The sequence below is a fragment of the Streptomyces smaragdinus genome, from assembly GCF_009604385.1.
GTDB lineage: Bacteria > Actinomycetota > Actinomycetes > Streptomycetales > Streptomycetaceae > Streptomyces > Streptomyces smaragdinus.
In genome coordinates this window covers 13,930-28,330 of the sequence record NZ_WEGJ01000046.1, presented here as the reverse complement: position 1 = coordinate 28,330, position 14,401 = coordinate 13,930, and the positions used below count along the sequence as shown (strand labels likewise).

Here is a 14,401-nt window from a genome sequence, read left to right as displayed (position 1 = left end):
ACGGTGGCTTCGCTCGGATTCGCCTCGCGAGGTTACGCCCGGCGCCCGGCCGACCCGCTTGTCCGGCCGGGGATTCGGGGGTCGTCCCCCGGGAGGACGCCGCCGGCGCGCGGGGCCGGTCCCCGCAGGGGCAGCGGTTCGCTGTAGACCACGCTGGTCGTGGTCGAGCCGAAGGCGGCCAGTTCGTCGACGATGTTCTCCAGATGACCCATCGAGGCGGCGGCGACCTTCAGCGTGTAGCAGTCGTCGCCCGTCGTGCGCAGGCACTCCAGGATCTCCGTCCGCTCCCCGAGCAGCCGGTGCAGCGGCTCGTGCCGGTTGCCCGGGTACTTCAGCCGTACGACGGCCAGCACCGGCAGCCCCGCCTGCGCCGGATCGACCACCGCCCGGTACCCGGTGATCACCCCCAGCGTCTCCAGCCGCCGCACCCGCTCGGTCGTCGCGGAGGCGCTGAGGCTGACCCGGCGCGCCAGCTCGGTGAACGGGATCCGGCCGTCCCGCTGGAGTTCCGTCAGCAGCGCCCAGTCGGTGGAATCGAGATTCTCGGCCATCCGGCCAAACTACCGGGGAAATCCCGGCCCGGGCGAGTGAAGCCCATGGATCGTCTCTTCCGGCGGCGATACGGGGCTGACTAGCCTCGTTGCCATGCAGATCGGTGTGAACGTCCCCAACTTCGGCCCCGCCGCCGACCCGGGCCTGCTGCGCGACTGGGCGCAGACGGTCGAGGGGCTGGGGTTCGACCTGCTGACGCTCTCCGACCATGTCGCGGTGACGCCGGACGTGGCCGAGCAGTATCCGGCGCCGTTCCACGAGCCGTTCACCGCGCTGGCGTGGCTGGCGGGGGTCACCCGCCGGGTGCGGCTGGGCACGAGCGTGCTGATCGCCCCGTACCGCCATCCCCTGCTGACCGCCCGGATGGCCGCCAACGTGGGCGCCCTGTCCGGCGGGCGGCTGGTGCTCGGGGTGGGGGTGGGCTGGGCGCGGCAGGAGTTCGCGGCGCTGGGCGTGCCGTTCGGGGAGCGGGGGCGGCTCACCGACGAGGTGCTGGCCGCCCTGCGGCGGGCCAGGACGGACCCGGCGGACTACGCGGGCGGCGACGTGCCGCTGTGGGTCGGCGGCAACAGCGCCGCCGGGCTGCGGCGGGCGGTGCGGCACGGCGACGCGTGGCATCCGCTGCGGGCGACGATGCCGTGGCTCGTGGCGGGGCACGCCCGGCTGCGGGCCGCCGGGGCGGACGTCGGGTTCGCGCCGCGGATCGCCCTGCGGCTGACGCCGGAGCCCCTCCCCGAGGACGGGCGGCTCGCGGGAGAGGGCTCGCTCGGGCAGGTGCGGGGCGACCTCGACCGGCTCCGGGACCTCGGCGCGGAGGCGGTCGTACTCGATCCCCTGGGCGGCGGTGACGGCGGCGCGGACGTCGGCCGGCCGCAGCCCGCCTGGCAGGCGCTGGCCGCGGTGGCGGCGGCGCGGACGAACGGAGACAACCCATGACCCCCATCCCCGGCCCCGACGACGAGCACTTCCTGCGCGAAGCCGTCGGCCTCGCCGCCAAGGCCCGCTCCGCGGGTGAGGCCCCCTTCGGCTCGCTGCTCGTCGCCGCCGACGGCGAGGTGCTGGCGGAGTCGTACAACACGGTCCTCGGCGACCACGACATCACCGCCCACCCGGAGCTGAAGCTGGCCCGGTGGGCGGCCCGCGAGCTGACCCCCGAGGCCGCCGCGGCGACCACCATGTTCACCAGCTGCCAGCCCTGCGGCATGTGCACCGGCGCGCTCGCCCGCTCCGGGCTGGGGCGGGTGGTGTACGCGATGTCCACCGAACAGCTCCTCGCGCTCAAGCCGTCGGGGGACTTCCCTCAGGTGCGGCAGGAGGGCCCGGCGTTGTACGAGGAGGCGCGGGTGGCGTTGGAGGGTTACTACGGTTGACGTACTGCGTTCTCCCGGGGGACAACCCCCGGACCCCCGGCCGAAGACGGGTTGCCGGCGTGGACGGCCTGCGGCGAACCTGACGTGATCCGCACCGACCGCCGTACGCATAGCACGCACGCTCGATAGCATGCGGGGCCAACTGCGTCCGTGAGTACGGGGGGACCACATGAGCAATCCGTTCGGACCGCCGCCCGAAGGCGGTTACGGCTACCCGGCCGGCGGCTTCGGCCCGCCCCAGGGCCCGCCGCCTCCCGGGCAGCCGCCGGGGCCGCCGTACGGCACTCCGCCGTACGGGCCGTCCTTCCCGCCCGGCCCGCCGCAGCCGAGCGGGAACCACAACGGTGTCGTCGCCGCCATCATGGTCACCCTGGCCGTGATACTGGGCGTCGTCCTGATCGTCGTCCTGCCGGGCGGCGACAGCGACGACGACACGGCCGGCGGCTCGGACTCGAGCCCCAGCGCGAGCGACACGTACGACTCCGGCGTCTCGACCGACGGCGGCGGCTCCAGCGACGGCGGCAGTTCGAGCAGCAGCGGCGGCGGCACCGACGACGAGCCCACCACCGAACCCACGGTCGCCACCGACCCGGTGGAGGACGCGTTCAAGGCCGTCTCCGTCGGCTCGTGCCTGCCGGTGTGGGACACGGGCAAGGGCGGGCGGTCCGAGTACCGCTGGAGCCACCAGCAGCCCCCGGCGGCCGTCTCGTGCTCCAGCGAGGACGCCCTGGTCCAGGTCAGCGGGACGAGCGGCTGCAGCAACGACGACAACTACGGCGTCTGGACGTACCAGTCGGCGGTCACGGGCCAGACCACCCAGCTCTGTCTGACCCGCATCTACCACGTGGGCGGTTGCTTCCTGGCCATCCAGGAGAACAACCGGATCGTCGACATGGGCGCGCTGACGGCCGTCGACTGCACGGCCAAGAAGGTCCCCGTCCCGTACAACCAGGTCATGCACATCACCGGCGTCTACAACACGTCCAAGGGCACGGACCCGAGCCTGTGCCGCCGGGTCGCCGGCGACCAGACGCAGTACTGGTCGTGGACCATGGACAGCGGCAAGACCCTGCTGTGCACCATGGTCTACCGGGGCTGAGCCGCCGCCGGATCGTGCCGGATCCGCTCCGGCGGCACGCCCATGGCGGCGAGCACGTCCGTCACGGCGGCGACCATCGGCGGCGGACCGCTCACGCAGGCCACATGCCCCGACCAGTCGCCGTGCCGGGCCACGGCGTCGGCGACGGTCCCGTGCTCCCCGGCGACCACGGGGGTCACGCGCAGCCAGGGGCACCGCTGTTCGAGCCCGGTGACGGCCGGCAGGTCGTACAGGTCGTCGCGGTGGCGTACGCCGAGGAAGAGGTGCGCGCCACGGCCCGGCTCCCGGCGGCGGGCCAGGTCCTCCAGCAGGGCGCGCAGCGGTGCCCACCCCGTACCGCCGGCGACGAGCAGCAGGTCGCGGGCCGGCTCGCCGTCCGCCGTCAGGGTGCCGCGGGCGGGGCCCAGACGCAGGGTGTCGCCGGCACGGGTGCGGTCGACCAGGGCCTCGCTGACGCCGCCGCGGGCGGTGCGCCGGACGTGGAACTCCAGCTCGCCGTCGGGGCGCGGGGCGCGGGCCAGGGAATAGTGGCGCCAGGCCTGGGGGAGCAGCATGGACTCGACGGCGGCGTACTGTCCGGCGCGGTACGGGTAGGGCTCGGCCGTACGGACGCGCAGGACGGCGAGGTCGTCGCCGCGGAGTTCATGGGCGCTGACCTCGGCGGTGAAGTAGAGGGGCTCGCCCATCGCGGCCTCGGCCCCGTCGACCATGGCGGCGACGGCGAACCGCAGCATCCGCGTCCACGCGCCCTCGAGCTCCCGCGTCCACCGCGGGCCGGCACCGCGGTACAGCGCCTCGCACAGGGCCTCCTCGAAGGCCTCGTAGTGGGCCTCGCGCACCCCGAGCTTGCGGTGGTCGCTGCCCAGTTGGCGCAGGGTGGCGGCCATGGCGTCGGGCCGGTGCAGGTTGTCGATCAGGTACTGGAAGATCCGCGCCAGATGCTCGCGCTGGAACTCCATCGACTCGGGGAACAGCGACCGCAGATAGGGCCGCCGCTCGAACATCGCGGCGTACAGGTCCAGGATCAGCTGATCGAACGGCAGTACGAGCGGCAGATCCCGCAGGATGATCCGCTGGTCCGCGGCCCCGTCGTACGCGCTTCCCGCCTCCCGCGCGGGTGTCCCCGGCGCGAACAGGTTCCGCCGCAGCCGCATGGCCTCGTGCCGCGCCAGCAGCGCGTGGTAGTCCTCGCGCAGCGTACCCGCCTCCGCCGCCATCAGTGCCCCCTCCCCGCTCGCGCGTACCGGGGTCTGGGGGACGGGCGGGTGGGGCGCGGCATCGCTGGGGCTCCGTTCGGACGACGACGTGCCGCCTCGCGTCCCGAGACGGCACGTCAGTAAAACATCCGGGGAATCCCGCGGAAATCCCTGGTCAGAGGGGCCGAACGGCCCTTGTCGCAGGAAGAGTCGCGGTCTTTTGTCAGCGCCTCTGGTTGAAGGAGAGGAGGATGCCCGGGCCGTCCACGAAGGGGGTGAAGACGCCGGTCTCCGGCAGGGAGAGGACGGGCAGCTCGACGCCCTCCGGGAGGGCCTTCGGGGTGCCCGTGTCCAGCGGGACGGCCACCGTCGCGCCGGCCGTGTCCGGTTCGTCGCCCTCGGCCATCCCGTACGCCAGGCCGTCGTCGCCGACGGACACGAGGGTGATCGCGCGGTCCTCCGCGGAGCCGGCGAAGCAGTAGCCCTTCCCGCTCCGGAGGTCGTACGCGAGGGGGCCGGCGGCAAGGTAGCGGCCGTCGGGGGAGAGGGCCGACGGGCCGTCGTCCGTCGGGCCCTCCTCGCAGGTGACCGTCGCCTCGACCGCGCCGGTGTCCGCGTTGTGCACGGCCCACATCTTGCCGTCGTCCTCGCCCGCCCAGGAGGCGATCACGTGGCCGGGCACCGCCGTCACCGCCCTCGCGTGGAACTCCTCGTAGTCGCCGTGGGCGGCCCCCGGAGGGACGAAGCGGCTGTTGTTCCACACCCCGGGAACGCCGAAGCCGCCCGTCTCCATGGCGATCACCGGCCCCTTGCCGGTCAGCGTCCTGACGTCGGCGCCGACGCAGGCGATCGCCTCGCAGGTCTCGGGCAGCTTCAGGGTGCCGGGGTACGCCTCGGTCCGCCCGGTCGCGGCGTCGACCGAGGTGCCGCCGTCGGCGTCGTCCGAGGTGACGAGCAGTCCCGCGCCGCCGTCGCGTACCCGCGCGTTGCCGCTGTACTTCTCCGTCGGCACCGCCGCCGTGTGCGCGGGCGCGGCGGACGTCCCCGTGGTGTCCGCCGGGTACAGGGCGAGCGCGACGACCTCCTTGCCCTTGCTCAGGGCGTCCTTGCCGGCCAGCCCGTGCGCCCACAGGGCGAAGTACTCCTTGCCGTCCTGCTCGACGGCCTCCACGCCCGCCGTCTCCGCGGCCCGCGAGCCGTACGGCTCCAGCGGCTCGGGCGCCCGCCACGGCTTCCCGGCGAACCGCAGCGCGCCCGTCGCCACGTCCCGGACCTCCAGCACGTACGCGTCGCCCCGCTTCTTGACCAGCGCGAAGAGACCGCTCCCCGGGGCCGCCGCGAACGGCCGGGACGTCGCGTCGTCCGGCAGCCACGTGAGCGAGTCCTGCCAGCCCCGGGTGCCGTCGAACGCGTCGGGCACCCGCAGCTTGACCTTCAGCTCCTGCCCGGCCCCCGGTTTCGCCCCGCCCGTGGACTTCCCGCCGCCCGGCTCGTCACCGGAGTCCGTCCCGCCGCCGCAGCCGGCCAGCAACAGCAGCCCCGCCACGGCCACGGCAGCCCTCGTACACCTCATCGGGAACCCCCCATCCCCCCGGGGGGCAACGGTCCGCCCCCGACAGTCACTTGAGTCCCGCACGACACTACCGCCCCGGTGGCCGGCGCGTGATCAGCCCGCGTTCCACCGCGATCAGGGCGATCTGGAACCGCGTACGGGCCCCGAGCGTCGCCGCGAGCTCGGTGACGTGCTTCTGCACCGTCCGCCGGCTGATGCCCAGCGCCCGCGCGATCGAGTCGTCCGTCAGCCCCGTCGTCATCAGCTCGAGGATCTCCCGGGCCCGCCCCGGCAGCCCGTCGGACGGGCCGTGCCCCGGCTTCACCTCCGCGGGAACCCACAGCTCCAGCGGTGTCGCCCGCCGCCACAGCTCCCGGAACAGCGCCACGAGAGCCGCCACGATCCCGGGTACCCGGACCACGACGGACCCCGCCGACGCGTCCCCGCCGTCCCGGGGCAGCAGCGCGACCCGGCGGTCCACGACGACCAGCTTCGTCGGCACGTCGGCCAGCAGTCGCAGATGCCCGCCGTGTTCGCTGCCGGAGACGGCGGTGTGCAGGGACACCGGGTCGTCGAACCCGGACGTGTCGTACACGCTGCGCATCCGCAGCCCCGGCGCCAGCTCGGCGTGCGCGCCGCTGCCCGCGGGGTGCGCGGGCGAGGCGACGTACGGCGGCTTGGCCAGATGCAGGATCTCCCGCGTCGCCGAGCCGAGCAGCTGGGCGTACACGGCCGCCACCTGGTCCGGGCCGCTGATGTACTCGGTCATCCCGGCCGGCTCGCGCCGCTCTCCCGCCGACCAGTACTCGGCGTCCAGGGCGTCGATGTGCCGCTCCCACCCGGCGAGTTCGGCGCGCCGCCGGGCCAGCAGCGTCGCCAGCCCCGACCGCGGCGGGAGCGCCGCCCAGCGGTCGCCGGTCCGTACGACGAGCTGGTCGCGCTCCAGCAGTCCGAGCGCGTCGCGCACCGCGGCCGGCGTCAGCCCGAGGGCGCCGGCCGCCGCGGGCTCGTCCGTCTCGCCGTGCCGGACGAGGTGGCGCAGGACCCGCGCGGCGACGGGGTCGAAACCGGGGAGCGTTTCGTCGGCGGTCGGTGCATGGGCCATGAAATGTGATGGTGCCAGAGGGGCCGCCGATTCTCATCTGCGCATGTGCGCACATCGCGCCTTGATCGCGTCCCGGCCGCCGCTGAGGGTGGGCCACGTCACGCAGACAACTCTCCACGAGAGAAGGTCCCATGCGCATACGCAGGTTCACCCCTGTCGTCACCCTCGTGGCGGCGGCGGCGCTCCTCGGCGGGGCACTGCCCGCCGTGGCCGCGCCCGCCGACGGGCCGCCGCAGCCGCCGGACACCCCCTCCCGTACCACCACCGCCACCCCCGGCCTCGTCGACGGCCTCGCGGAGCCCGCCGACGCCTCGGTGAAGGCCGACAGGGCCGCCAGGGCCCACCTCGAGGACCACCGGGACCGGTACGGGATCGCCGACCCCGACGGCACCCTCGTGACCGCGTCCGTCGACGCGCGCGACGGGCGCGAGACGGTGCGGCTCGACCAGCGCTACCGCGGACTGCCCGTGCTCGGCGCCCAGTACGTCGTGCGGATGACCGCGCGCGACGGCCGGCGGACGGTCACCGGCACGTCCGGCGACTACTACACCGGCCTGCGCGTCGACACCTCGGCGCCGGTGCTGACGGCGGACACCGCCGTCGCGCACGCCGTCGACGCCGTGCGCAAGGGCCTGCGGGGCGGCTCGGCCGTCGTCGCCGGCGAGGAATGGCGCGGCGAGGGGGCCCCGCTGAGCGGGAAGGACGCGGGGCTCGCCGTCGTCCCCGTCGGGACCGGGGTGCTGGCCCGCCACGTCGTCGTCCGCGGGACCACCCCCGGCACCGGCCTGCCCGTGTGGGAGGACGTGTACGTCGACGCCGCCACCGGCGTGGAACTGCTCACCAGCTCCCGCATCCGCACCATGGCGGCCCCCCACCAGCTGCGCGCCCCGTACACCGCGAAGGACACCACCGCCGCCGCGGCCGAAGCGGGCACCACCGCTCCCGTGACCGGCGAGGGCACCCGCATCGACGGCACCACCGTGCCGCTCCAGCTGCAGCGGGACGAGGCCACCGGCACGTACCGGACGGTCGACACCAGCCGTACGACCGCCGGCGGCACCACCGTGCCGATCACCACGCTGAACGGCTCCGGCCTCGACTACTACGACATCGCCTACACCTGGCCCTACCCCGGCACCGGCCCCTTCACCTCCGACTCGGCCACCCTCGGCGCCGACCTGACGGAGATCGGGGCGGTCGACGCCCACTGGGCCGCCGGCGAGGTGTACGACTACTACAAGGACCGGCACGGGCGCGACAGCCTCGACGGCGCCGGTATGCCGATCGACTCGGTCGTCGGCATCACCTACGGCGGCCTCCCGTTCGTCAACGCGTACTGGGACGGCTCGAAGATGGTCTACGGCACGGGCGACGCCGAGTACCGCTCCATGGCCTCCGACCTGGACGTCGTCGGCCACGAGATGACCCACGGCGTCGTCGAGCACACCGCGCGGCTGCTGTACGCCGGCCAGACGGGCGCCCTCAACGAGGCGTTCGCCGACTACTTCGGCAACGCCATCGACGTCGACACGACCGGCGACGGCATGGACGCGAAGGACGCGTCCCTCATCGGCGAGGACCTCTGCCGCACCGCCTCGCGCGAGGACTGCGCGCTGCGCGACCTCGACGACGGCATGACGACCGCGGACTTCCAGCACCTCCTGGACGACGAGCGCTACGACCTCGGCGGCGTCCACCTGAACTCCACCATCGTCGGCGGCGCCCTGTGGGACATCCGTGAGGCGCTGGGCGGCGAGACGGCGGACGCGATCGTCTACCGCGCGCTGACCGACTACCTGACGCCCACCTCCGAGTTCGTCGACGCCCGCGACGCCGTCGTGGCCTCGGCCCGCTCCTTCGGCCTGAAGGGCAGTCAGCTGACCGCCGTGACCGGGGCATTCGACTCCCGCGGCGTCACCGACGCCTGGGAGAAGTCGCTCGACGGCAAGGACGCGAGCACGCTCCTCGAACGCCTCGGCACCAAGATGTACGTCGACATGGCGCCCTCCACCGGCGGCGGCTGGTACGCCGTCCCGCGCGCCGCGAACGACGGCCTCGAGCCCCCGGCGATCTGGGTCGGACGCACCGACGGCAAGGGCGCCGCACGCCAGGTGTCGGCCGACGACGGCAGCACCAACTCGTTCGCGCAGACGGACGGCGAGCGCGTCGTCTGGCTGTCGCGCAGCGCCGACCTCATGCACTACCGGATCCTCTCCGCGCCGCTGACGGGCGGGGAGACCAGCGTGCTGTACGAGACAACCCGGTCCCTGTCCGGCTTCTCCATGGACAGCGGCCTGGTCGCCTGGTCCGAGTGGAACCCGGAGTCCGGCTACACGGACGTCAACTACCTCCTCGGCGACTCGTCCGAGGTCCGCAAGGTCGCACACGACTGGGTGGGTGACGCGACGGCGCCGGTGGTCCTCGACGGGAAGATCGGCTACATCCGCTACGACATGCCGCAGGACGGCCCGTACGAGTGGGCCATCGGCGCCGAGGTGTACGACACCGCGGACGGCACCAGTGTCGCGGCGGGACTCGACCCGGACGCGGAGAGCGTCTCGTACCCGGCGATGAGCCACACCGGCATCTACTGGGTGACGAACCTCGACGCCTGGCGCACGGAGGAGGGCATCTACCACGACTCGGTGCGGGCGTACACGTTCGCCACCGGGAAGAGCGAGCTGATGTTCGAGGAGCACGCGGCGGACGCCAAGCGGGTGGACCTCATCGCGGCGTCGGACACGACGCTCACCTTCACCGAGGAGGCCCCGGTCGCGGAGTGGAACACCGGCGTGCTCTCCGACCGCATCATGCCGCGGCTGTGGCAGTACACCACCGACGGCACGGCGCTCGGCGCGGCGTCGTGCGCGCCGGGCGCGCAGATGTTCGCGGACGCCGAGCCGGACGGTGGCCGCACGGTGGTCTTCAAGTCCTCCGCGACGTCGGCGAACGCGCTGGCGATCGCGTCGGGCGGCAAGCACTGCTGACGACCACGCCCTGAGCGAGCCCCCCGGCCGTCCGGCCGGGGGGCTTCGCCGTCCTCGCCGCGGAAAGGTTCCTTCACCCGCGCGACGCCGCCGCGTAACCGGCACGACCGCCGATCGAGGGAAGGCGGGCGTTTCCTGAGGTCGCACAATTCGCGCCACCTCATACGAGAAGGGACCGGCGTGACACACGATCACAGCCACTCGCACTCCCACCACCACGGGGCAGACGAGGCCACGCTCGCCGCCGCGGACACCTCCGTCGCCGACTCCGACCTCTCCCCCGGCGCCCTCTCCCGCCGCCGTCTGCTGAAGGCCGCCGGGGTCACGGGCGCCCTCACCGCCGGTATGTCCGGCATGCTCGGCGTCACCCCCGCGATGGCGGACGACGCCCGCAAGGGCAAGGACCAGGACGAGCCGGGGGGCGACGGCCGCGGCGTCCGCCACTGGCTGGCCGGCGACCACCACATCCACACCCAGCACTCCTCCGACGGCCAGTACACGGTCCTCGACCAGGCGCAGCACGGCGCCGCGTTCGGCCTGGACTGGATGGTCATCACCGACCACGGCGGCGCCACCCACGCCCGCCTCGGCGTCGACCTGGTCAACCCCGACATCCTGGCCGCCCGCGCCAACCTCAGGGACACCCTGATCTTCCAGGGCCTCGAGTGGAACATCCCGGCCGCCGAGCACGGCACCGTGTTCGTGGCCCCGGGGAAGAACGAGGTCGAGGTCCTCAAGCAGTTCGAGAACGACTACGACGGCAGCGTCCGCGGCGCCACCGGCAACACCCCGGCGAACGAGGCCCTGGCCGTCGCCGGCATCCAGTGGCTGGGCACGCAGAAGGACAAGCGGCGCGTCGAGGACGCCCTGTTCCTCGCCAACCACCCCGCCCGCAACGGCATCGACAGCCCGCACGAGGTCCGCGCCTGGCGCGACGCCGACCCGCGGATCGCGGTCGGCTGGGAGGGCGCCCCCGGTCACCAGGCGGCCGGTCTGCCCACGGGCTACGGCGGCGGCCAGGGCCGCGGCTACTACAGCAACTCCGCGGGCGCCAACTCCTTCCCCGGCTACCCGCCGGAGAGCTACCGCTCCTGGGGCGGGTTCGACTTCTACACCGCCACCGTCGGCGGTCTGTGGGACTCGCTGCTCGCCGAGGGCAAGCCGTGGTCGATCTCGGCCAACTCCGACTCCCACGTCAACTGGGGCGACACCTCCCGCCGCCCCGACGGCTCGGACTCCGCGCAGTTCGACCGCGACGGCCGCTACGGCGACCCGGTGTACGCCGGCCGGCAGAACCTGACCGCCGGTGACTTCTGGCCCGGCATGTACAGCCGCACCCACGTCGGCGCCGTTGACCGCGGCTACACCGCCGTCATGCGCGGCATCCGCGACGGCCGGGTGTGGGTCGACCACGGCCGGCTGGTGAAGAACCTCGACGTCCGGCTCGTCGCCTCGGGCCGCGGCCACGGCGAGGAGACCCTCGGCGGCACGCTGACCGCCAAGCGGGGCAGCCGGCTGCAGCTGGTCGTCACCGTCACCGCGCAGGACGTCCCCAACTGGGGCATGTTCCTGCCCCTGCTGAACCGGGTCGACCTGATCCGCGGCGCGGTGGACGTCTCCCACGCCGCCTCGGACCGCGACAAGCTGACGGCCCCGGACACCAAGGTGGTCGCGCAGACCGACACCTCGGGCCGCACGGGCACGTACACCCTGCGGTACGACCTGGGCACGCTGGACGAGGCGTTCTACGTCCGGCTGCGCGGCACCGACGGCAACCGGCAGCAGCCCGGCTACCACGGTGCGGCGACCGATCCGGCCGGGCCGGCGATCGACGTGGTCGGCGACGCGGACCCGTGGCGGGACCTGTGGTTCTACACGAACCCGATCTGGGTGCTGCCGGCCCGATGAGCGGCGCACCGTCGCGTGCAGTGGCCGTGGACACCGCAGCGCCCGGGCTGGCGGCGGCGGAGCATCTGGCGCACGAGGTCGATCACGCGCTGGCGGGACTCCTCGCGGAGGACGGGCCCGAGGGTTACGTGCTGAGCACGCACGTCAGCCGGGTGCCGGTGGCCCGCTTCACGGCGGTGGTCAGCTGGCGCGGCGGGCCGTCCGCGGCCGAGGTCGCACAACGGCTGCTGGCGGCCGTCCCCGGGCTGACGCCGGTCGACGGCGCGCTGGTCAGCGACCCGGAGCTGGCGCCGGGCGCCGTCGAGGCCGCCGGCGAGGCCCTGCGGCGTACGTCGGGACGGCTCGCCCGCTACCCCGGACGGAGCGCCGTCGAACGCCGTACGACGCCCGCCGAGGCGGTGTCCGGAAGCTGTCTGGACGCGGTCGTGGGGCTGGCGGGGGTGACCGTCTCGGACACCGGTGTCCTGGACACCACGGGGTTCGCCCGCCCCACGTGGCAGGGCGGGCGGTGCACGCTGCTGGTCCAGCGGGGGACGGGGGACGTGCTGCTGCCGTTCGAGGTCCGTGACCAGGTGGCGTGCTGCTCCGACCACCACCGGTAATGGCCCGAGGGGCCCGGCCGTCCGGCGGCCGGGCCCCTCGTTCTTCTCCGCCGTGGTCCTCCCTCAAGCGACCCGCGGCGAAGAGATCAGCGGTGCTGGAGCGACTTGACGTTGTCGCCGAAGGTCCACCCCTTCGAGCCGTCCCAGTTGATCGACCAGGTCATGAGGCCCTTCAGCGAACCGTTGAAGGCGTTCCACCCCTGGCTGACGAGGCTGGGCGACATGTACCCGCCGCCCGCGCCGGGCTGGGCCGGCAGACCCGGGACCTGCTTGTCGTACGGGACCTTGATGGTCGTGCCCTGGATGACCAGGCCGTCGTTGAGGCAGGTGGTCTGCGCGGTGAAGCCCTGGACCGTACCGGCCTGGTAGGAGTCGCCGGAGCAGCCGTACATGCTGCCGTTGTAGTACTGCATGTTCAGCCACCACAGGCGGCCGTTGTCGGCGTACTTCTTGACGATCGGCAGGTACGCGCCCCAGATCGAGCCGTAGGTGACGCTGCCGCCCGTGACGTACGCGGTCTCCGGGGCCATGGTGAGGCCGAAGCCGGCGGGCATCTGGGCGAGGACGCCGTCGATGATGCGGATCAGGTTGGACTGGGAGGGCGACAGGGTGTTGATGTTGCCACTGCCCGACAGGCCCGTCTCGATGTCGATGTCGATGCCGTCGAAGTTGTACTTCTTCAGGATCGGGACGACCGTGGCGACGAACTTGTCGGCCACCGCGCTGGAGCTCAGGTCGATGCCCGCGGCGGCGCCGCCGATCGACATCAGCAGCGTCGCGCCGGCCGCCTTGGCCTGGCACATCTCGGCGGGCGTCGAGACCTTGACGCCGGCGTCCATGCCGTTCTCCCACAGGACGGTGCCGTCGGAGAGGATCACGGGGAACGCGGCGTTGATGACGTTGTAGCCGTGGGCGGCGATGCGGCTGTCCGTGATCGGGACCCACCCCATGCCGGGGTGGACGCCGTTGGAGGCGCCGTCCCAGTTCTCCCAGTAGCCCTGGAGGACCTTGCCGGACGGCTTGGGCTTCGTCGGGCAGGTGCTGTCGCCGGGCGGCTGGCTGGTCGGCGGCGGGCTCGTCGGGGGCTCGCTGGTCGGGGGCGGGCTGGTGGGCGGCTCGCTCGTGGGGGGCTGGCTGGTCGGCGGCTGGCTGGTCGGCGGGGTGCCGCCGGGGCCGGAGAGGGACACGTCGTCGGCGTAGTACGTGGGCGTGCCGAACCAGCCGTGCAGGAAGACGGTCACCGAGGTGGTGCTCGCGCCGGTGGAGAAGTTGACGCTCAGCTTGCTGTACGAGGCGCTGCCCGGCGTCCAGGTGGACGTGGTGCCGGTGAGGCCGGTGCCGGTGGCGCCCAGGTAGACGTAACTCCCCTGGACGTACGCGCTCAGCGTGTACTGGGAGTTGGGCTGCACGCTGATCGTCTGCGTGCACTGCGCGTTGTCCGACCCGGCCGGCGTGGCCTTGAGGGCGCCGCTGCCGGAGTGCACGGGGCTGCTGACGGCCGAGCCGGACCCGCCGGAGCAGCTCCATCCCGACAGCCCGCTCTCGAACCCGGGGTTGCTCACCAGCTCGGCGGCGGCGGCCCCGGCGGTGAACGGCCCCGCGGCCGCCAGCCCGGTGGCGATCAGGGCCGCGGCCCCGGCGCCGGCGATGGACCGCCGCAGGGCGGTCGCTCTCCCGCCCTCCGGCGGGTGCGTCTTCCTTCGGAACATGCTGTGCTCCTTTCCCGCCGAGCGGCAGGACCGTTGCCCGGCGCGCGGGCACGCGACACCCGGCTGGGGAACGAGGTGGGGGACATGTGGGCTGCGCCCGACCGGATCGTAGGAGCGGGTCATGCACCAGTCAATAGTCTGGACCAATTCGGCCGGAGGGGGCCCCTCCGGTGTCCCACCTGCATCAACGGGCTCGGGGGTATCCACGGTCGGCCAACTGTGGCCCTCTGTTACGGAGTTACGCCCGGACGTTCGCCCCCGGAGCCCCGGCCAGGGTTCCCCCGGGGACCGGTTCCGGGTGGGACATCATCCTGCGGCGAA

Annotated in this window: 11 protein-coding genes; 6 read left to right on the top strand and 5 right to left on the bottom strand. The window is 73.5% G+C overall.

What is annotated here, in order from left to right; genetic code table 11:
- Positions 1–32: 32 nt before the first annotated feature.
- Positions 33–551, bottom strand: a complete 519-nt coding sequence (locus SRB5_RS31800) for an Lrp/AsnC family transcriptional regulator (protein ID WP_153456951.1) — start codon at positions 549–551, stop codon at positions 33–35.
- 94 nt (positions 552–645) lie between these two features.
- Here SRB5_RS31800 and SRB5_RS31795 point away from each other — a divergent pair, with 94 nt between their 5' ends.
- The 3 genes from SRB5_RS31795 to SRB5_RS31785 all read left to right on the top strand — a co-directional run bounded on the left by SRB5_RS31795 (position 646) and on the right by SRB5_RS31785 (position 3,021).
- On the top strand, positions 646–1,488 hold the full coding sequence (locus tag SRB5_RS31795; RefSeq protein WP_153456950.1) for an LLM class flavin-dependent oxidoreductase: 843 nt from the start codon (positions 646–648) through the stop codon (positions 1,486–1,488).
- A complete protein-coding gene (locus SRB5_RS31790) occupies positions 1,485–1,922 on the top strand; it encodes a nucleoside deaminase (protein ID WP_153456949.1) in 438 nt (145 codons plus the stop codon). Before SRB5_RS31795 ends, SRB5_RS31790 begins: the two co-directional genes overlap by 4 nt.
- Positions 1,923–2,091: 169 nt before the next feature.
- Complete coding sequence (locus SRB5_RS31785) at positions 2,092–3,021, top strand: hypothetical protein (protein ID WP_153456948.1); 930 nt, start codon at positions 2,092–2,094, stop codon at positions 3,019–3,021.
- Here the strand turns inward: SRB5_RS31785 and SRB5_RS31780 are convergent.
- The 3 genes from SRB5_RS31780 to SRB5_RS37300 all read right to left on the bottom strand — a co-directional run bounded on the left by SRB5_RS31780 (position 3,009) and on the right by SRB5_RS37300 (position 6,874).
- Positions 3,009–4,238 carry a globin domain-containing protein gene (locus tag SRB5_RS31780; protein WP_153456947.1) on the bottom strand — a complete coding sequence of 410 codons (1,230 nt, stop codon included), beginning with the start codon at positions 4,236–4,238 and terminating at the stop codon, positions 3,009–3,011. The two genes, SRB5_RS31785 and SRB5_RS31780, sit on opposite strands and share 13 nt — an antisense overlap.
- Before the next feature lie 202 nt (positions 4,239–4,440).
- Positions 4,441–5,790, bottom strand: coding sequence for a hypothetical protein (locus SRB5_RS31775; RefSeq protein WP_153456946.1), 1,350 nt, complete (start codon positions 5,788–5,790; stop codon positions 4,441–4,443).
- Between the two features lie 67 nt (positions 5,791–5,857).
- Positions 5,858–6,874, bottom strand: coding sequence for a helix-turn-helix transcriptional regulator (locus tag SRB5_RS37300; protein WP_153456945.1), 1,017 nt, complete (start codon positions 6,872–6,874; stop codon positions 5,858–5,860).
- A 131-nt stretch (positions 6,875–7,005) separates the two neighbouring features.
- Here SRB5_RS37300 and SRB5_RS31765 point away from each other — a divergent pair, with 131 nt between their 5' ends.
- From SRB5_RS31765 to SRB5_RS31755, 3 genes are all read left to right on the top strand, one after another.
- Positions 7,006–9,861 carry a M4 family metallopeptidase gene (locus SRB5_RS31765; protein ID WP_153456944.1) on the top strand — a complete coding sequence of 952 codons (2,856 nt, stop codon included), beginning with the start codon at positions 7,006–7,008 and terminating at the stop codon, positions 9,859–9,861.
- 180 nt (positions 9,862–10,041) lie between these two features.
- On the top strand, positions 10,042–11,769 hold the full coding sequence (locus SRB5_RS31760; RefSeq protein ID WP_323378815.1) for a histidinol-phosphatase: 1,728 nt from the start codon (positions 10,042–10,044) through the stop codon (positions 11,767–11,769).
- 26 nt (positions 11,770–11,795) lie between these two features.
- Positions 11,796–12,371, top strand: a complete 576-nt coding sequence (locus tag SRB5_RS31755) for a hypothetical protein (protein ID WP_194293088.1) — start codon at positions 11,796–11,798, stop codon at positions 12,369–12,371.
- An 86-nt stretch (positions 12,372–12,457) separates the two neighbouring features.
- On the opposite strand, the gene SRB5_RS37855 is transcribed toward SRB5_RS31755, so the two are convergent.
- A complete protein-coding gene (locus SRB5_RS37855; RefSeq protein WP_153456941.1) occupies positions 12,458–14,080 on the bottom strand; it encodes a carbohydrate binding domain-containing protein in 1,623 nt (540 codons plus the stop codon).
- Between the last annotated feature and the right edge of the window lie 321 nt (positions 14,081–14,401).